The 18,004-nt window shown below is 61.5% G+C and carries 16 protein-coding genes; 5 read left to right on the top strand and 11 right to left on the bottom strand.

From position 1 onward, the window contains the following. Together ACSMXM_RS06505 and ACSMXM_RS06510 are read left to right on the top strand one after the other, a co-directional pair. Positions 1 to 1,212 (top strand): acyl-CoA dehydrogenase family protein, encoded by a 1,212-nt coding sequence (locus ACSMXM_RS06505; RefSeq protein ID WP_460315028.1) that lies wholly within the window; start codon positions 1 to 3, stop codon positions 1,210 to 1,212. Beyond that, on the top strand, positions 1,209 to 2,297 hold the full coding sequence (locus ACSMXM_RS06510; protein WP_460315030.1) for an acyl-CoA dehydrogenase family protein: 1,089 nt from the start codon (positions 1,209 to 1,211) through the stop codon (positions 2,295 to 2,297). The genes ACSMXM_RS06505 and ACSMXM_RS06510 overlap by 4 nt, the downstream gene beginning before the upstream one ends. Positions 2,298 to 2,313: 16 nt before the next feature. Here the strand turns inward: ACSMXM_RS06510 and ACSMXM_RS06515 are convergent, their stop codons facing one another. The 3 genes from ACSMXM_RS06515 to ACSMXM_RS06525 are packed head-to-tail and all read right to left on the bottom strand — an operon-like array spanning position 2,314 to position 5,667. Continuing rightward, positions 2,314 to 2,646 (bottom strand): carboxymuconolactone decarboxylase family protein, encoded by a 333-nt coding sequence (locus ACSMXM_RS06515; protein ID WP_460315032.1) that lies wholly within the window; start codon positions 2,644 to 2,646, stop codon positions 2,314 to 2,316. Then, on the bottom strand, positions 2,643 to 3,497 hold the full coding sequence (locus tag ACSMXM_RS06520; RefSeq protein WP_460315034.1) for a p-hydroxycinnamoyl CoA hydratase/lyase: 855 nt from the start codon (positions 3,495 to 3,497) through the stop codon (positions 2,643 to 2,645). Before ACSMXM_RS06520 ends, ACSMXM_RS06515 begins: the two co-directional genes overlap by 4 nt. 40 nt (positions 3,498 to 3,537) lie before the next feature. Further along, positions 3,538 to 5,667 carry an acetate--CoA ligase family protein gene (locus tag ACSMXM_RS06525; protein ID WP_460315035.1) on the bottom strand — a complete coding sequence of 710 codons (2,130 nt, stop codon included), beginning with the start codon at positions 5,665 to 5,667 and terminating at the stop codon, positions 3,538 to 3,540. A gap of 249 nt (positions 5,668 to 5,916) precedes the next feature. Here ACSMXM_RS06525 and ACSMXM_RS06530 point away from each other — a divergent pair, with 249 nt between their 5' ends. From ACSMXM_RS06530 to ACSMXM_RS06540, 3 genes are all read left to right on the top strand, one after another. Beyond that, the gene (locus tag ACSMXM_RS06530) at positions 5,917 to 6,846 is read left to right on the top strand and encodes a cupin domain-containing protein (protein WP_460315037.1); all 930 of its coding nucleotides are present in this window, start codon (positions 5,917 to 5,919) and stop codon (positions 6,844 to 6,846) included. Then, on the top strand, positions 6,843 to 7,766 hold the full coding sequence (locus tag ACSMXM_RS06535; RefSeq protein WP_460315039.1) for a DUF6282 family protein: 924 nt from the start codon (positions 6,843 to 6,845) through the stop codon (positions 7,764 to 7,766). Before ACSMXM_RS06530 ends, ACSMXM_RS06535 begins: the two co-directional genes overlap by 4 nt. 64 nt (positions 7,767 to 7,830) lie before the next feature. Next, positions 7,831 to 9,243: an aldehyde dehydrogenase family protein gene (locus ACSMXM_RS06540; protein ID WP_460315041.1), complete on the top strand. Its 1,413-nt coding sequence runs from the start codon at positions 7,831 to 7,833 to the stop codon at positions 9,241 to 9,243. 77 nt (positions 9,244 to 9,320) lie between these two features. On the opposite strand, the gene ACSMXM_RS06545 is transcribed toward ACSMXM_RS06540, so the two are convergent. The 8 genes from ACSMXM_RS06545 to ACSMXM_RS06580 are packed head-to-tail and all read right to left on the bottom strand — an operon-like array spanning position 9,321 to position 18,003. Then, on the bottom strand, positions 9,321 to 10,493 hold the full coding sequence (locus tag ACSMXM_RS06545) for an MFS transporter (RefSeq protein WP_460315043.1): 1,173 nt from the start codon (positions 10,491 to 10,493) through the stop codon (positions 9,321 to 9,323). Continuing rightward, entirely contained in the window at positions 10,490 to 11,662 is a 1,173-nt protein-coding gene (locus tag ACSMXM_RS06550) for a lipid-transfer protein (protein ID WP_460315045.1), read from the bottom strand. Before ACSMXM_RS06550 ends, ACSMXM_RS06545 begins: the two co-directional genes overlap by 4 nt. Beyond that, the gene (locus tag ACSMXM_RS06555) at positions 11,659 to 12,078 is read right to left on the bottom strand and encodes a MaoC/PaaZ C-terminal domain-containing protein (RefSeq protein ID WP_460315047.1); all 420 of its coding nucleotides are present in this window, start codon (positions 12,076 to 12,078) and stop codon (positions 11,659 to 11,661) included. Before ACSMXM_RS06555 ends, ACSMXM_RS06550 begins: the two co-directional genes overlap by 4 nt. Next, the gene (locus ACSMXM_RS06560; protein ID WP_460315049.1) at positions 12,075 to 13,208 is read right to left on the bottom strand and encodes an acyl-CoA dehydrogenase family protein; all 1,134 of its coding nucleotides are present in this window, start codon (positions 13,206 to 13,208) and stop codon (positions 12,075 to 12,077) included. The genes ACSMXM_RS06555 and ACSMXM_RS06560 overlap by 4 nt, the downstream gene beginning before the upstream one ends. A gap of 10 nt (positions 13,209 to 13,218) precedes the next feature. After that, positions 13,219 to 14,163, bottom strand: a complete 945-nt coding sequence (locus tag ACSMXM_RS06565) for a bifunctional MaoC family dehydratase N-terminal/OB-fold nucleic acid binding domain-containing protein (protein ID WP_460315050.1) — start codon at positions 14,161 to 14,163, stop codon at positions 13,219 to 13,221. After that, on the bottom strand, positions 14,163 to 15,338 hold the full coding sequence (locus ACSMXM_RS06570; RefSeq protein WP_460315052.1) for an acyl-CoA dehydrogenase family protein: 1,176 nt from the start codon (positions 15,336 to 15,338) through the stop codon (positions 14,163 to 14,165). Before ACSMXM_RS06570 ends, ACSMXM_RS06565 begins: the two co-directional genes overlap by 1 nt. After that, positions 15,338 to 17,152 carry a long-chain-acyl-CoA synthetase gene (locus ACSMXM_RS06575; RefSeq protein ID WP_460315054.1) on the bottom strand — a complete coding sequence of 605 codons (1,815 nt, stop codon included), beginning with the start codon at positions 17,150 to 17,152 and terminating at the stop codon, positions 15,338 to 15,340. Before ACSMXM_RS06575 ends, ACSMXM_RS06570 begins: the two co-directional genes overlap by 1 nt. Then, complete coding sequence (locus ACSMXM_RS06580) at positions 17,149 to 18,003, bottom strand: alpha/beta fold hydrolase (RefSeq protein ID WP_460315055.1); 855 nt, start codon at positions 18,001 to 18,003, stop codon at positions 17,149 to 17,151. Before ACSMXM_RS06580 ends, ACSMXM_RS06575 begins: the two co-directional genes overlap by 4 nt. Position 18,004: the final 1 nt, after the last annotated feature.

Here is an 18,004-nt window from a genome sequence, read left to right on the forward strand (position 1 = left end):
ATGGATTTGGGCTTTTCGCCAGACGAAGAAGAATTCCGCGCAGAGGTGCGGAACTATCTGCAGCGGAATATACGCGCCTGCATCCGCGAGGTCGTTCTGGAAGAGCAGCCCCTGCCCCGCGAATGGAACGTCGAGGCGCAGCAGATATTGAACCGCGCCGGCTATGCCGTGCCACATTGGCCAGTGGAATGGGGCGGGCGAGACTGGTCTGCGGTGAAGCGCGCCATCTTGTCCGAGGAAATCGACAGCATGGGGGTGCCGCGGCCGCTGCCCTTCAATGTCGCCCTGATCGGCCCCGTCATCGCGGCGTTCGGCAGTGAGGAGCAGAAGCGCCGATTCCTCCCTGCGATCGCCAATCTGGACATGTGGTTCTGCCAGGGCTTTTCAGAGCCGGATGCCGGTTCCGATCTGGCATCGCTGAAAACCAGTGCGGTTCGCGAGGGCGATGGCTATCGGGTCAATGGCCAAAAGACCTGGACCACCTATGCCCAGCATGCCGACTGGATCTTCTGTCTGGTTCGCACCTCGCGGGAGGAGCGCAAGCAGCAGGGGATTTCCATGATGGTGATGCCGATGAACAGCCACGGGATAACCGTCCGGCCCATCCGATCGATCGACGGAATCCACCACATCAACGAAGTGTTTCTGGACGATGTCCACGTTCCCGCAGAGCATTTAATCGGAGAGGAAGGCAGAGGCTGGGACTACGCCAAATATCTGCTGGGTCAGGAGCGGACATCGATGGGCAATGTCGGCTTTTCCCGCCGTCGGCTGGCCCGCATACGAGCGCGGGCGAGCCAAACCTCAAGCAGAGGCTGCCGGATCGATGAACCCGCCTTTCGCAGGCGGCTGACCTGGGCGGAAATAGAGCTGCAGGCTCTTTCCATCACTCAGATGCGCGTGATCGACGAGGGCAGCGCTCGTGCCACGGGCTCAGCCGGCCCGGACCCGAAAACGTCGATCCTGAAAATGAAAGGGGCGGAAATGCTGCAACGGGCCTCGGAACTGCTGCTGGACACCATGGGGCCGGAAGCCATGTGCAATGGCACCAGTTTTGAGGGAGGCGACCCTCTCAGGGAGGAGGGCAGTGAACGATCTGCTATCGTCTCCGCCTATTTCGGCTCTCGCAAATATTCGATCTTTGGCGGTTCCAACGAGATCCAGCGCAACATCCTCGCCAAGGCTGTGCTGGGACTGGGGAAGCGCACATGAACTTCGGGTTGAGCCATGAACAGCAGATGCTTTCCGACAGCGTTGACCGGATGATGACGGGGCACGCCCAAGCGGCTGCCGCAGATCCGATTTCACATTGGCAGGATTATTGCGACCTTGGCCTTCCGGCGCTCAGCCTGCCTGAAGCGCAAGGCGGATATGGCGGTGCCGAAGAAGTGATGATCGCTTTCACTGCCTATGGGCGCTATCTGGCGGAGGCGCCTTTGTTGCAGACCCTTCTTTCAGGGCGTGTACTGTCGGAAGCGGGCGGTGAACGGGCACATGATTTGCTCGCCCGGATAATCTCAGGACAAGCCCGCGTCGCCCTGTGCCTGTGGGAACCGAATAGCGGCTGGCACTGGGACGCGCCCCAAACCAAGGCTGATCCCATGGCGCAAGGTTGGCGTTTAAGCGGCCAGAAAACGGCCGTGCTCGACGCAGATACGTCCGTGTGGCTGCTTTGCCCTGCCCGAATGGCAGATGGCATCGGCCTGTTTCTGGTGCCGCCCCACAGTGATGGCGTAAAAATCAAAACTATGCGCACGCCGGACGGGCGTCGCGTCGCCAATTTTGCCTTTGACGGCACTTACCTGCCCGCGGACGCAGACATTGGAGATCCGACCAAGAACGGCGCACTCCTCGCCCGCGCCATTGACGAGGGCATTGCCGCTGTTTGCGCAGAAATGGTCGGGGCGATGGATCGACTGCTGGAAATCACCGTCGAATATATGGAGACGCGTAAGCAGTTCGGCGTGTCGATCGGATCCTTTCAGGCGTTGCAGCACCGCGCGGCGGACATGCTGATCGAAATCGAGCAGGCAAAATCAATGACATTTCATACGGTTGCCGCTCAGCGCAAGGATGCGGCCAACAGATCATGCAACGTGGCGGCCGCAAAGGCATTGGTGAACCGCGCGGCGCGCTTCGTCGGGCAGCATGCGATCCAGTTGCACGGCGGCATGGGCATGACGGAGGAATATCCGGCCGGACGCTATTTCCAGCGGCTGACAGTGCTGGAGATGATGTTCGGAGACACCGACCACCACCTGTCGCAGGTCGAAAAGGCGGGCGGGCTGACCGGCTAACCGGAATGCCCGCCGCTCAATCGGCGGCTTCGCGCTTCTTCACCACCTCAAGAAAGATGCGCGATGCAGTGACCGATGCAGGCCAGGATGCGTAGAAGGCGAGATGAAGGATCGCCTCCCCCAGTTCCTCCTTCGTCACGCCATTGTCGAGCGCGAGGCCGATATGCGCCTCCAGCTGCTGGTGCCGGTTTGCGGTCGCAAGAGCGGCAATGGTCAAGAGCGACCGGTCACGCTTGGCCAGTCCCTCCCTTTCCCACACCTCACCATATAAAATGCGGTCGGTCATCTCCGTGAATGCGGGAACAACCTCGCTCAGTTCATCTCCGCGCTTTCCGCTGGGCCGCTTCACTGCTCTGTCTCCGCATCGCGATGATAATGACCGAGACCGGGCTTGTAGGTCTTTTCATCCAGGAATTGCTTCATGCCCTTGTCGCGGCCCTTTTCGGTGTCCACGAACGTGGTCTGGTCGCCCTTTGCCGTCAGATATTCCGCCGCCTGTTCCCAATCGAGATAGCGGGAATATTTATATGCCATGCGCGCCTGGCGAAGCACGGTGGGGTTCTTTTCCAGAAGCACCTTGGCAAGTTCCCGCGTCCGCTCGACAAGTCGATCCGCAGGTACGGATTCGTTCACCAGGCCCAGTTCCTTGGCGCGGACACCGTCGAACTTCTCTCCGGTCATGACGTAATACATCGCTTCACGGTCGCCCATGACCGTTGCGATTGCCTTTGACACCACGCCGCCCGGGATGATGCCCCAGTTGATTTCTGACAATCCATACGTGGCATCATCCGCCGTCACGGCCAGATCGCAGCAAATGAGGGGGGTAAAGGCGCCGCCGAAGCAATAGCCGTGCACCATCGCGATAGTCGGTTTCGCATAGTGCATCAGGGTGCGCCACTGCCACGCCCGCGTTTCGCGATAGGCGCGATGCCGCTCGACATCGGAAACGGCGTCGGTGTTTCTGAAAAATCCCTGCAGATCCATGCCCGCCGAAAAGGCCTTGCCCTTGCCGGAGAGCACGATGACGCCGCAGCGATCGTCAAGCTCCAGCTCGTCGAGCACCCGGTTCATGTCGCGCGCCAGATCGACGCTCATGGCGTTCCGCTTCTCCGGGCGGTTCAAATAGACCCAGGCGATGCCGTCCTCGAATTCTACGAGGACATTGTTCCCTCCCGGTATCGGTGCGCTGTCGTTCATGCCGTTTGTTCCTTCCATGACTTTGTTCTTGCGAGGCGGGTCAGCGGGTTACGACAAGGGCATCCAATGCCGTCACGCCCTCGCCCACACCGTAGACCATCAACGGGTTGATCTCGATTTCCTCTATGCCGATGGGCGCGCGCACGGCGGCGCCCAGGCGCACCACTGCATCTGCCACGGCCTCCACGTCGCGGGCGCTCCGGCCCCTGAACTCCTCCAGCAGTCGGGCGCCGCGAAGGCCGCGAATGCGATCGACTGCCCGCGCATGAGAAATATCGGCAGGCAGCAGGATCGTCGCGTCGAGCGCCTCTGTCAGCACACCCCCCAGACCCACTAGCAGCGAAGCCCCCCATTCGGCGTGATGGCGGGCTCCGACGATCATCTCGACGCCCGGCGCGCTCATCCGCTCGACCAGAACACCGTCGATCTCGGTCGTGCCGATATTCGCCATCAGCCGGTCCCATTCCGCCAGCAATCCCGCCTCGTCGCCAATATTCAGGATAACGCCGCCCGCGTCGCTTTTATGCGACAGTGCCGCCGCCTGCGCCTTCAACACGACGGGATAGCCTATTTCCTGAGCTACGGTGCGGGCAGTGTCCCGATCCTTGACCAGTTTTCCGTCCGGCACCCGAATACCCAGATCACGCAAAAAAGCCTTGCCGACATATTCCGGCTTAACGCCCGCAGCCGGCCAAGCTGATAGGCCCGTCGCGGGTGCGGTACGATCGTCCGCACCCTTCAGCGCATCGGCATAGCGCGAAGCCGCCGCAAAGGCTCGCATCGCGCGCTCTGGCGAGCGGTATAGCGGCGTTTCGCTTTCAATCATGGCCGCGCGAAAATCGGGGTCGAGTGGCGATTCATCGCCGATGACCGCCACCGCGACCGGCTTTGAGGAGGTCAGCGCCTCCGGCACGATGGCGTCGGCCTTGGCCCGCTGCTGCGCGGGGCCGCCGCCCGTCACCGACAGCAACAAGCCGCCGACCTTCTCATCCGCCAGCATAGCGGCCGTGGTCGTGCGGAAAATCGTGGCGTCGGCATAGCCCGTCGTGCCGATGTCGAGGGGATTGTCGATTTCCATATTGGCAGGCAGCAATCCGGCGATACGCTCCCGGGTCATGTCCGTCATCGGCGCCAGCGTCAGACCGACATCCTCTGCGAAGTCAAAGCTCATCCCCCGCACCGCGCCGGAATTCGTGATAATCCCCAGATCGCCGGTCGCCGGCTTTGGAAAGCGGTGGAGCAGCGCAACCGTATCCAGCAGTTCGTCCATCGTATCGACCACGACGACAGCTTCGTTCTCGACCGCCGTACGCATCAATGCATGATCGCCGACCATCGCGCCCGTGTGGGATTGGGCCGCTTCGCGTCCACGGCGGCTACGGCCCGGATGCAGAACCACAACTGGGATGCCGGCGTTTCTCGCCCCGATAGCGGAGGCCAGGAACGCCGCTGGCTCACGAATTTGTTCGGCATAGATCGCAATGGCGTTGGCGCTGCGCTCCTGAACGATGAAATCGATGACATCACTCGTCTTCGAAACCGCTTCGTTTCCGGTGGCTGCCGCCAGAGAGACCGCCACGCCGCGCCCCAGCATGGCCGCGCGAATGGCCGACGAGACAGCACCGCTTTGCGCTATGACGGCAACATTGCGCCGCTGTCCGACGGGCATCGGGTGCAGGGGTTCAAAGCTGAGGGCAGCTCCGTCGAGATAATTGACATAGCCGAGGCAATTCGGCCCCAGCATCGCCATCCCCGCCCCCCGGCAAATACTGGCAAGCTCCTCCTGGACGGCAAGCCCCTCTTCACCCGCCTCAGCAAAGCCGGATGCGAATATGACGAGGCCGCCGACGCCCCTGTTCGCGCAGGCCCGCGCCGCGTCCAGAATGGCCTTTTGCGGAATGTTGAGAACCACGGCATCGACACCCTGTGGCAGTTCATCCGCAGACGGAATGCAGGGGCGACCGGCGATCTCGCTGCGCGTCGGGCTGATCAGGTGGACAGGCCCGTCAAAATCGAAACGGTCGCAATTGGCGAGGATCGCGCCGCCCATCGTCTTGGGATCAGGCGAAGCGCCCGCAATGGCAATCGAGCCGGGACGAAACAGCCGCGTCAGGCCACGTTGCGCCGCTTGCCGTGGGGTGTCCGCGTCCTGCTTCTGCACCGTCGCCATCAATCCAGCTCTCCTATCCCCAAATCAGCGTTCTTGCGTGACGCCGAACGCAATTTCCCGCCGCGGACCGATATGTCCAATGCCGTTTCTACAGCACTTCGATAGTAGCCAGATATGGATACACGAGAATAAGTTTTGATAACGATGAGGTATCGGCCTGCCTTTGGGAAGGAATTGGACCCATAGCTGCCCCCCGGATAGTCTGGACCAAGGCTGGCAAGAACAGCACAGCGCTTGGGAGAGGATTTTATGTACGGTCGCAACGATTTGCGGACGAGTCTCACGACGAGCGCTGCCAAACCTACTGCGACAAGTTTTCAGTCCGCCAGTTATGCACCGTTCTACGATACGGATCCCCAGGAAACATCTTCATCCGCACGCACATGGTATGCGCGCGGTCAGACCATGATCGTCGCGTATAGCGAAGTTGAGGATGGAGCCGTTCTGGAGCGGACAGGGCAGATCGACGAATATGCCGTAGTCCTGCCGGATGAGGGTGCGGAACTGGAAATCGAATTCGAGGACGAAACCAGCGTGATGAGCGGCCGCGCCGTCGCTTTTGTACCTGATGGCGACAGCCGCGTCACGGTACGGAAGGGTGGCCGGATGCTGCGCCTCTTCACGACCCGCTCCACTGACCTGGCAGAGCGTTGCGTGAATGCCGCCGCCTACAGGCAGCCCGATCCCAATGTCGCCGAATTCCAGCCTTGGCCTGACCCCGTCGGCGGCCGCAAGGTGCGCGTCTATTCCGGCAGCATCCCGGGAGAGGAGGGCCGCTTTGGCCGTCTGTATCGGGGCTCCACAATCATGGTGAATTTCGGCGACGGACGCGTCGGCCCCCGCGCGGCAGACAATCTTTCGCCGCACCATCATGATGATTTCGAACAATATTCCATTGCCCTAGACGGTGATTACATTCACCATCTGCGCTGGCCCTGGATTAGTGATTCCACGAAATGGCTGGACGACGATCATGAACATATCGCCGCCCCGTCCGTGGCGGTCATTCCGCCACCCGCGACACATACGTCGCAGGGCATCGCCCCCGGACTTAACAGACTGCTGGACGTCTTTTGCCCGCCGCGCATGGACTTCTCAATGAAGCCGGGCTGGGTGCTGAACGCGGATGAATATCCAATGCCAGAGGACACGACCAAAACACAGGAATCCGACCAATGACCGACCGCATCGAAAACCTGCTGAAGGGCGCCATCGACCTGCATTGCCATTCCGGCCCGTCGGTGATGCCCCGCCGGCTGAACCATGTCGAGGCTATCAAGGAAGGTGAAGCCGCCGGCCTGCGCGCAATCCTGTTCAAGGATCATTATTATTCGGTGACACCGGTCGCGGCCCTGCTGGACGAGATCATGCCGGGGAAGGTCAAATTGCTGAGCGGCGTTCCGCTGAACAATACAACGGGTGGCCTCAACCCCTATGCGGTCGAGCATGGATTCAAGCTGGGCGCGCGACTGGTGTGGATGCCGACCTTTTCCGCGGCGAACCACATTCGCCATTCCCACCGGAAGCAGTTCCTTCCCACCAAGGAGAAAATGCTCGACCCGACCATGCTGACCGTGATTGACGAGCGCGGCGCGCTGAAGGACGAGGTAAAGCAGATCCTGGACCAGATCGCCGAATATGATGCCGTCCTGTCGGCGGGCCATTTGCACATCAGCGAAATCTGGCCCCTGTTCCGCGAAGCGAAGGAACGCGGTGTTACCCGCCTTCTGGTGAATCACCCCAGCTTTCTGATCGACGCGAACCACGCCGATCTGGGCGAACTCGCCTCAATGGGTGCCTATCTGGAGCATAGCTGCTGCATGTGGGCCGGCGTTCAGGGAAAGAATTACACCGCGGAGGGCCTGAAGGGCCTGATCGAAGCGGGCGGCGTTCCCAACACAATCATCGGCTCCGATCTGGGCCAGGTCGGTAATCCGACACCGGTCGAAGGACTGCGCTACGTTATCCAGATGCTGATCGATCTGGAATATGACGATGATGATATCCGGCGCCTGATCGGCACCAATGCCGCAACGCTGATGGGTCTGGAGACTGCCGAGGCGGAAGAGCAGACCTCGCGAGTATCGGCGGTCGCGTAAAAGCGACGGTCGGGTTTTGTGTAACAATGCCAGGGCCTGTCGCCCCTCGACGGAGAATTCGAAAATGAAGCGCGAGTACCACCTTACCATCGATGGTCAGCCAGTACCGGGCGCCAGCGCATTCGACGTCATCAATCCGGCAACCGGTGAAGCCTTCGCACAATGCCCAAAGGCGGATGAGGCGCAGCTGGAACTGGCGGTCGCCGCGGCGCGTCGCGCGTTTGCCGCCTGGGCTGCGACGCCGATCGAGGAACGCGGCAAAAAGATCGCCGCGATCGCCGACGCCATCGAAGCGCGCATTTCAGAATTCGCATCCCTGCTGACCGAAGAACAGGGAAAGCCGCTAGACCAGGCAACGGGCGAAATGAAGGGCACCATCAATGTGCTGCGCGCATTTTCGGAGATGCGGCATGAGCCAAAAACCATATTGGATGGCGGTGGAAAGCAGGCAGTCGAATATCGCAAGCCGCTGGGCGTGGTCGCGGCCATCGTGCCATGGAATTTTCCGGTCATCCTGCTGGCGAACAAATTTGCGCCCGCCCTGGTCGCTGGCAACACGATCATTATAAAACCAGCGCCCACAACACCGCTCACCGCGCTGTTGTTCGCGGAAGTGTGCCGAGACATTCTGCCGGCCGGTGTGGTCAATCTGATCTGCGACGAAAACGACTTGGGGGCGCTGCTTTCCTCTCACCCAGAGGTGGACAAGGTGTCCTTCACCGGTTCGACAGAGACCGGCCGGAAGGTGATGGCGTCAGCAGCGGCCGGCCTGAAACGCATAACGCTGGAGCTGGGCGGCAATGATGCTTCCATCGTCCTCGACGACGTCGACCCCATCGAGACGGCGCAACAGGTGTTCAACGGGGCAATGCGAAACGCCGGCCAGATCTGCGTTGCCATCAAGCGCGTCTATGTGCCGGAGGCGATTTACGACGAGTTCTGCACCGAACTCGCGCGGCTGGCGGAGGAGGCTATCGTCGACGATGGCGCCCGGCAGGGAACGCAGATCGGTCCCATCCAGAACCGGCAGCAGTTCGAAAAGGTTTCCGCGCTTTTGGATGAAACGCGGGGGCATGCCCGCATCATCGCGGGCGGCAAGGCGCTGGATCGGCCGGGCTATTTCATCCCGCCCACCATCGTGCGCGATATTGCCGACGACGCCCTGCTGGTAAGGGAAGAACAGTTCGGCCCCGTCCTGCCAGTGCTGAAATATACCGAAATTGACGATCTGATCGAGCGCGCGAACGGCACACCCTACGGTTTGGGGGGGACGATCTGGAGCAAGGACGTCGCGCGGGCGACGCAAATCGCCCAGCGCCTGTCGACCGGCACGGTCTGGATCAATCAGTTGATGGCAATCGATCCCCGCATCCCGTTCCGTGGTGCAAAGCAATCCGGCATTGGTGTCGAGGGCGGCCAGGCGGGTTTTGAGGAATATACGCAGGCGCAAATCATCAACACCGCCCTGCCCGCCTGACACGCCGCAGGCCGCCACCCTGTTCCATGCCTCCAAGGACCCACCCGCCCCACGGTGGCGGGTGGGTCTTTAGGTTTTCAGTTCCGGCGCCGCATGTAGCGATATAGCGTGAATAGGAACGATAAGAAGGTAAAGGCCGCCACCGCCCGGAAAGCGCCGTGCCGCGTCAGGGCGACACTCATCGGTTCGACAACGAACGGGTTCAGGAAGTCGCCCAGGAAGATCGCTGAATAAAGCATCGCGATGGCGCGATCACGGATTTTGTCATCCGCCTTCACCGCCAGGGTGGAGATCATGTGGGGCATATAAAGCCCCGCCGAAATACCGGTAATCACGCACCCAATGGTCGCCGCCAACGGGGTTTGTGCGAAGCCGAGCAATCCAAGGCCCAGCGACCAGTTGAGGAACGCGACAGGAAAAATACGTTCAAGCCCGATCCATGCAGCAAGCCGTCCATAGCCAAAACCGCCGATCATCGCCCCGACTGACGCCATCACCGCGATACGGCTTACCTGCGATGGTTCATCGATACCGATTTCATCCAGCAGGAAGGACAATTGTGTTGTCGTCATCATCAGCACGACGCCGAAAACAACGATAACCAGATAGAATGGCCACAGCGACAGCAGGCTCGCATCCGGCTTCATTGCCGTGCCCGGTGGTGGAACGGCAACAGGCGCAGGCTGCGTCGCCTTTCCACGCGCAATGAATAGCAGCGCGAGCAACAGAAAGCCGAAGCCGTAAACCGCGAAGGGCAGCCGCCAGCCCCCTAACGAGCCGAGTTCGCCGCCCAGGAGGATACCGCTTATTCCGCCGACGGAACCCAAGGCCCCCTTGATACCTAGCAGCTTCGCCCGTTTTACGGCCTCATAACGTGCGGCGATCAGTGCTGTCGTCCCGATCCCGACGAAAGACGCCGCAACGCCCAGCAGGAACCGTGAGCCGAGCATGAGCGGCGCGCCCGAAACATACAGGCCAGCCGTGCCTGCAAGCCCATAGAGCGCGAGGCCGGCCAGCAACAGGCGGAAGGTACCGACGGCCTTCACCGCAGCCGCACTGAGGAAACCGCCCGCGATCAATCCCAGCGCCGGAGAGGTCATCACCGCCTGAGACAATTGCGCGCCCTCACTGCCGCCACCGAAAGATTCGGCGAGCATCGGCAGCACCGGGATCAGCACCACCAGGACAAGCGCGGTGGTCGCCGACCCGGTCATCAAGACGCCGACGAATAGACGCTCGCGGAGGGTCAAGCGGGGCCCAGTATCAGACCGCTGGTCGGAACGCCCGTCCCCGCCGTCACAAGCACGGGGCCGTCACCCGGCACCTGATTGACCGACGTTCCGCGCACTTGGCGCACACCTTCGGCAATGCCGTTCATACCGTGAATATATGCCTCACCAAGCTGGCCACCATTTGTGTTGACCGGCAGCCGTCCGCCGATTTCCAGATTGCCCTCTCGCACGAACTCCTTTGCCTGACCCTTTGGCGCAAAGCCAAATGCTTCGAGCTGTGTAAGGACATAAGGCGTGAAGTGGTCATACAGTGTTGCCGTGCGGATATCGGCGGCCTTGACGCCCGCCTGTGCATAAAGCTGCTCCGCAACCAGATCCATTTCCGACAAGCGGGTTATGTCCTCTCGATAATAGCTGGTCATCATCTGCTGGTCGTCCGCTGCCCCCTGTGCGGCTGCCCGAATGATTGCGGGCGGCTGGCGCAGTTTCTTCGCGCGTTCGGCGCTCGTGACGACGATCGCTTGCGCACCGTCCGATTCCTGGCAGCAGTCGAGAAGGTGGAGCGGCTCCACGATCCAGCGCGATTGCTGATGCTCCTCCAGCGTGATGGGCTGTTCGTAGAACCAGGCGTTCGGATTATTGGCGGCATGCCGCCGGCAAGCGACGGAAACACGCCCAAAATCTTCCGACGTCGCGCCGCTTTCGTACATGTAGCGCTGCGCCGCCATGGCGACCCATGATGCGGGCGAGAGCAAACCGAATGGTACATAATAGCCGTAATGGGCGGATTCCGCGTTCGGTACGGGCGGCGGCGTGTAACCGCTGCCAAAACGGTACTGCGACCGCTCGTTCATCGCTCGGTAGCACACCACCACCTCCGCCACACCCGTTGCAACCGCCATGGCCGCCTGCATGATCGGCGCGCAAGCCGCTCCGCCGCCATAGTGAACGCGGCTGAAAAACTTCAGCGACTTGCCACCGATGTTACGAAAAACCTCGATCTCGGGGTTATTGTCCATCGTGAAAGTGGACAGGCCATCCACCTCTTCGCGGTCGATGCCGGCATCTTCCAGAGCCGTGGTGATTGCCTCTACGGCCAAGCGCAATTCGGATCGGCCGCTATTTTTGGAAAATTCGGTCGCGCCAATGCCGACGATTGCGGCCTTTCCGGATAGAGTTCCGCTCATGCCGCACCTCCGAAGTTCAATTTCACCGTCGCGCCGACATGTTCGCCGATCGCATTGCGGCCGCTGACACGCACTTCGACCTTGTCGCCCTGAACCTCGGTGACTTCGCCGGTCAATTTCATGGTATCGCCAACGAAATTTGGCGCGCCAAGCTTGATATCAACACTGTCGATACGCGCCGCAGCGCCGCACCAGTCGCTGACAAAACGCTGTACGAACCCGTTGGTGGTCAGGATGTTCATAAAGATATCCGGCACGCCGGTGGCCTGCGCCGCCGCCTTATCGTGGTGCACATTCTCGAAATCATTGGTCGCAATCGCGCTCGCGACGATGGCCGAGGCGGTGATCGGCACCACCAGTTCGGGAAGTGACTGGCCGACGGCGATGTCGGAAATGTTCACAGTCTGATTGCTCATGTCAGTGTCTCCGCGCGTTTATCCGCAATGGCCGCGCCAATGACGGACAGCATGGGATTGGCGCCACCCAGCGTCTCGCCGATCTGCGTCGCATTCAGAAAGAAACGATGGATGGGATAGGTAATGTCTGCCCCCATGCCGCCGTGCAGATGCTGCGCCGTATGGACGACACGATGGCCACCCATCGCTGCCCAATATTTGGCGCTGGCAATATCCGCCGGTTTCAGCTCGTCGCGGTCCAGCTGCCATGCCGCCAGCAGCGACGTGGACCGCATCGCCTCTACATCGATAAAGGCATCGGCGGCGCGCTGTTGCACTGCCTGCATGGAACCGAGCGGCTTGCCGAACTGAATGCGACCGCTGGAATATTCAGCGGTCCGGCGCAGCGCCTCTGCGGCAACGCCGACCTGGCGCTGGGAAAGAGCGACCTGGCCGCGCGCGATCAGGTCAGCAACGATCTGCGCGCCATCTTCGATATTCCCGATTAGCGCGTCGCCGGAGATGGACACATCGTTCAGCGTCAGGAGACCCTGCGGCTCGCCATTCGTGCCCGTCTGCGCTTCGATGCTCACTCCGCTTGCGTCGGGTTCGATCAAGAAAAGTGCCGGACCCGTTTCAGCCTGAGCGGTAACAAGGATCGCTGCGGACTGAGCGGCATAGGGAACCGCCGTCTTGACGCCCGAAAGGCGCCAGCCATTGCCGTCCGCTGTCGCCTTTGTCATCGGGGCATGAGGATCGACATTGCCAACCTCCTCTACCGCCGCAGTGATCAACAAGTCACCGGCAATGACGCGGGGCAGCCAGGCTTCTTTCTGCTCAGCGCTGCCGTGGCGGTCGATCGCCGTGGCAGCCATCGCGATGGTCGGCGTCAGCGGCAGTGGTGCCAGGGTACGGCCCTGCTCCTCGAGCAACAGGCCGAGATCCACGACGCCCAGGCCAAGGCCACCCGCCTGTTCCGAAATGGCGAGGCCGAGCAGGCCCGCTTCCGCAAGCGTACGCCATAGATCAGCATTATAGGGTTCGTCGCCAGCGGCGAAATCGCGCAGCGCTTCATCGCTGGTGGCATCGCCCAAGATGCGCGCCGCCAGATCGCGCAATTCGCGCTGATCATCGGAAAGGGTGAAATCCATTTAAAATTCCTCAGGAAAGACGGAAGGCGGGCAGAATGTAGCCGGGTTCGACCTCGACAAAGTCGACCTCAACCTTGCGGCCAATCTCCACCTCTTTCGGGTCGGCATCGAGGACATTGGCGACGAGGCGCACGCCCTCTTCCAGCTCTACCAGCACCACCGGCAGGGGATATTCGAAGCCAGGCAGACGCGGTTGGTGCATCACGACGAAACTGTGGATCGTCCCGCGACCACTGGATTCAACGATGTCGAACTCCAGCGAGCCGCTGACCGGGTCCATTGGCCCCGGCGGATGGCGAAGACGCCCATCCGTGGATTGAAACAACAGCTTACGATTGGACAGACCCTCCCAGTAGAAGGCGTTGTCATGCGTAATTGCCGGACGGGGATGCGGGAATTTGTTCTCGCCGCCCTCTTCCGTCGCTTCCGCTTTCGGCTGTGCCAGGTTCGGCTTGAACTTCAGGACGCGGAACGTCATCCGCCCTACCCGCTTGTCCGAGGCATCTGTGAATTCATAACGCAGTGTCACGAAATGCCCGATGCCCAGCGCGGTACGCTTTTCATCGGAAACATCGTCCACGATCGGCGTCGAGGTAATGACATCCCCCGGCACCAGATAGCGATCATATTCCTGGCGCGTATTGGTCGCGACAACGCCGGTATAGCCCGCCTCGTCAAAGAGGTTCAGCACCGCCATACCCTCCTCGGCGGTGCGTCCGCCGGGCCGATAGGGTGCCATCGTCCACACCTCCAGCATCGCCGGCGGTGCGACGATACCCGGATGACCGGCCGCCTTTGCGGCGGACTCGTCAAAATATATCGCATTCGTCTCGCCCATCGCTTCGCACCAGCGACGGATCATCGGCACGTTCACCGGGTCGCGCGCCGTCGCCGGCTGATTGGCGGCACGGCCAACCCATTCGCGGGCCTGTGCCAGCAAGCTGTCGTCAGTCATCAGCGCGCACCCCGCGGCATGCCAAGGCCGACCTGCGCCACCATGTCCCGCAGCACCTCGGCGGTGCCGCCGCCAAAGGTGTTGATCTGGCACTTGCGATATTCACGCTCTATCCTGCCGCGCAGCACCGCACCCGCGGATCCGTCACGCACCAGACCCGCCGGGCCAAGCACGTCGAGCAGCAAACGCATCACCTTGATGACGCTTTCGGTACCAAACACCTTCAGGCCGCTGGCGAGATCCGCACGGGTCGATCCCTGCGATACCTGAGCGGCAACGCGATTGCCCATCACCTCGACCGCACGCAGCAGGGCATAGGATTCACCCAGCGCCGACTGTACCCAGGGTACGTCGATCAGCTGCTTTCCATCGCCTGCCTTTGTCTCCCGCGCCCACGCCGTGACCTGATCAAAGCAGCCATTTGCGCCGTAGGTTAAGGCGGCAAGACCGATACGTTCGTGGTTGAGCTGCTCCGCGATCAGGCGCCAACCGCCGTTCACTTCGCCAATGACCATGTCCGCAGGAACGCGCACGTCTTCGTAATAGGTGACGTTCGTGCGGAAACCGCCCACCGTCCAGATGGGCGAGACCGAAAAGCCTGGCGCCTTCGTGTCCAGCATCAGGATCGTAATGCCCTTGTGCGGCGGCGCGTCGGGGTCTGTACGTGCGGCAAGAAACACAAAGTCCGCGCCCTCAGCACCGCTGGTGAAGATCTTCTGTCCGTTAATGACGTACTCGTCGCCATCCAGCACGGCGCGGGTCTTCAGGCTGGCAAGGTCGGTGCCTGCACCCGGCTCCGAATAACCGATGGCAAAGATCAGTTCGCCAGCCGCAATACGCGGAAGGATGTCCGCCTTCTGCTGTTCCGTACCCAGCCGCATCAGCGCAGGGCCCACCGTGTTGACGGTGACGAAGGGGAACGGCGCCTCTGCCAGCACCAGTTCTTCCAAGAGGATTTTCTGCGTCAAGGGGTCCAGGCCGCGACCACCATATTCAACGGGCCAGCCGGGCGTCAGCCAGCCATCTTCACCCATTTGCTTGATGACCGCGCGGTAGGCGGGGCCGCTCTCCGCGTCACGAGTGGCCTCGCGCACTTCGTCGGTCATGATTCCGTCAAGATATTCACGGAATTCCTTCCGCAAGGCCTTCTGCTCGGTCGTGTAATCGACGTCCATCATTGCGCTCCTTCGAAGGGGGAAATGCCGAGACGCTCGAGCGTCTCGGAGGTGACTGGTTGATAGGTGCGTGCTTCCGGATCGGCGACGAACAACACGTCGTCGCCGGCTTGCGCAGGGTCATATCCCTCACGCTGCAATTCCACTTTTCGCAATTTGAAAGTGGTGGTCATTTCCGGCGCGGCCGAAATGCGGACAAATACCGGCACCGCATAATGGGCGAGATGCTCCTCCGCGAAGCGATAGAAAGCCTCCGGGTCGAAATCGGTCGCATCCGCATAGGTCAGCGATACCATACCGGCCCGGCCCTCCGTCTGCGGCACCTTGACGCCATAGACGTTCACGATCGACGGCCCGGGGAAATCGGACAATACCGTTTCAACTTCCAGCGTCGCGACATTCTCGCTCTTCCAGCGGAAGGTATCGCCCACCCTGTCGACGAAAAAGAAATAGTCCTCCTCGTCGAAACGCACCAAGTCGCCTGAGCGGAACCACGCATCGCCGGGCTTGAACAGATCGCGGATCAGCTTTGCCTCGGTTGCCTCCTCGGACGTATATCCTTCAAAGAAGCCACCGACCCCATTGCCGCCCAGGACCTCCGCGACCAGCTCACCCACTTCATGCGGCTTAGCCTCTATAACGTTTCCATCGGCGTCGCGGGCATGATCGTCGGCCTCCATATCCCATTTCAGGATGCGGATGTTCGTCGCCTCCGGATAGGGCAGCCGCCCGACCGAGCCGACGCGATTATCGACGTTTGTGATGCCGTAATTGGCCTCCGTCGATCCAAGCCCCTCGATGATCTTCTCGATACCGAAGCGCTCTACAAAGGCGGTCCAGACTTCGGATTTCAGCCCGGCGCCGCACATCACGCGCAGGCTGTGGTCGCGGTCATTGGGTGCGGGCGGCGTCGCCAGCAGATAGCGGATGACCTCGCCGATATAATAGGTCGCGGTGATATTGTGACGTTTCACGTCCTCCCAGAAACCAGACCGGCTGAACTTGCGTCGCAAGACAAACGGACGCCCCTCCGCCAGGGCAACCGACGGCACGACCATTCCGCCCGCGCCATGGTAGAGCGGCAGGAAACAGTAGAACGTGTCCTCCTTGCCGAAGCCCATCAGGCCCGCCATCATCTCCCCCGCATTCAGGAAACGCATGTGGCTCATGCGTGCCGCCTTGGGCAGGCCGGTCGTTCCGGACGTGAAGATATAATAGAGGGGATCCGACATCACGATGCCGTCGCGCACTGAAGGGTCGGGATCCTTGTCGTCCACGGCCTCGACGGCTGCGTTCCAGTCACGCCAGCCATTGTCGCTGCGGTCCTCGCCCGTTTCCGACTGTTCGAAGATCAGGGCGGGACGCTCTTCCTCGCTCAGATCTGCGATCGGCTCGGCAAGTTCAGACCCTACCAGCACCGCCTTCGCCTTTACCTGGCGCAGGGCATGCGCCAGCACCGGCCCCGTCGCACTGGTATTCAACAACGCTGTAACGATCCCCGCCTTTGCCAGGCCCAGCCATGTCAGCACGAATTCCGGCCGGTTGAGCATCATCAGCGCAACCACGTCGCCGCGCTTCAGCCCGGCCTGTGTTGCGGCATGCGCAATGCGGTTCGCGCGCGCGTTCGCCTCGCGGTAGGTAATCGCCTCATCCTCGAACAGGATGAAATTCTCATCGGCGGAATCGGCAACACGCTCCTCCAGCCGGTCGGCGACGGTGTAGCTCTTGTCGCGGGCAAAAGGCGCCACCCGCTCATAGCCCTGCATCAGGCGACGCATCGTTTCTTCGCGCGGGGGGGCGACGAACTCACTCATACTGCTTCTGCTCCCTCATGTTCCAGGAAGGGCATCAGCGCGTCCAGGAATGCATCATTGTCATCGCCCGCGACCATGTGATGCGCACCGGCGATCTCCACGACTTTTCCCGTGGGCAATAATTCCCGGAATCGCTGGACGCCCGCGTCCGATACGATCTCGCTGTTCGTGCCACGCACCAGCAGCAGCGGGACCGGCACGGCCTGCACCGCCTCGGTCAGGCGGCGATTTACATCGTCCATGTTCCAGCCGTCCTGAGGCGCGACGAAGGCCGGATCCCAGTGCCAATACCAGCGGCCGTCGGATTTCTTGCGCATGTTGCGCTTCAGACCGTCCAGCCGCTCCGGTCGTGGTCGGTGCGGCAGATAATCCGCCACTGCATCCGCCGCCGCCTCCAGCGTGTCGAAACCTCGGGATGTGTTACGCATGAAACCGACGACCTGTTCGCCGCCCTTCGGCTCCATCCACGGCACCACGTCGACCAAAACGATTGAGCGCGCCGTGGCATGCGGCGCCTCTCCCACTGCGAGCAGCGATGCGAGGCCGCCCAGCGATGCACCCACCAGAGCAGGTGGCTGGTCAAAGGTTGCAATCACCTGGCGAAGGTCGTCCGCAAAGGCGCCCAGCGCATAGGTGCCGTCGGGCGACCATTCGCTGTCGCCATGTCCGCGCATATCAAGCGATACGGCGTTGAAGCCGCGCGCAGCCAGCGCCTCCAGCGAACTGCCCCAGGCATTTCGTGTCTGCCCGCCGCCGTGGAGCAGCAGGACGGGGGCACCATTCTGCGGACCCTGCTGGCTTGCCCGAAGCTCCAGGCCGCTCGCACCCGTGTAGGACAGCGTCGATACCATA

The organism is Pacificimonas sp. ICDLI1SI03, assembly GCF_054740865.1.

Bases quoted from the DNA above. Each gene is read 5' to 3' on its own strand.
- ACSMXM_RS06505 (WP_460315028.1), top strand. From the start codon at position 1: ATGGATTTGGGCTTTTCGCCAGACGAAGAAGAATTCCGCGCAGAGGTG.
- ACSMXM_RS06510 (WP_460315030.1), top strand. From the start codon at position 1,209: ATGAACTTCGGGTTGAGCCATGAACAGCAGATGCTTTCCGACAGCGTT.
- ACSMXM_RS06520 (WP_460315034.1), bottom strand. From the start codon at position 3,497: ATGAACGACAGCGCACCGATACCGGGAGGGAACAATGTCCTCGTAGAA.
- ACSMXM_RS06525 (WP_460315035.1), bottom strand. From the start codon at position 5,667: ATGGCGACGGTGCAGAAGCAGGACGCGGACACCCCACGGCAAGCGGCG.
- ACSMXM_RS06530 (WP_460315037.1), top strand. From the start codon at position 5,917: ATGTACGGTCGCAACGATTTGCGGACGAGTCTCACGACGAGCGCTGCC.
- ACSMXM_RS06535 (WP_460315039.1), top strand. From the start codon at position 6,843: ATGACCGACCGCATCGAAAACCTGCTGAAGGGCGCCATCGACCTGCAT.
- ACSMXM_RS06540 (WP_460315041.1), top strand. From the start codon at position 7,831: ATGAAGCGCGAGTACCACCTTACCATCGATGGTCAGCCAGTACCGGGC.
- ACSMXM_RS06550 (WP_460315045.1), bottom strand. From the start codon at position 11,662: ATGAGCGGAACTCTATCCGGAAAGGCCGCAATCGTCGGCATTGGCGCG.
- ACSMXM_RS06555 (WP_460315047.1), bottom strand. From the start codon at position 12,078: ATGAGCAATCAGACTGTGAACATTTCCGACATCGCCGTCGGCCAGTCA.
- ACSMXM_RS06560 (WP_460315049.1), bottom strand. From the start codon at position 13,208: ATGGATTTCACCCTTTCCGATGATCAGCGCGAATTGCGCGATCTGGCG.
- ACSMXM_RS06565 (WP_460315050.1), bottom strand. From the start codon at position 14,163: ATGACTGACGACAGCTTGCTGGCACAGGCCCGCGAATGGGTTGGCCGT.
- ACSMXM_RS06570 (WP_460315052.1), bottom strand. From the start codon at position 15,338: ATGGACGTCGATTACACGACCGAGCAGAAGGCCTTGCGGAAGGAATTC.
- ACSMXM_RS06575 (WP_460315054.1), bottom strand. From the start codon at position 17,152: ATGAGTGAGTTCGTCGCCCCCCCGCGCGAAGAAACGATGCGTCGCCTG.
- ACSMXM_RS06580 (WP_460315055.1), bottom strand. From the start codon at position 18,003: ATGGTATCGACGCTGTCCTACACGGGTGCGAGCGGCCTGGAGCTTCGG.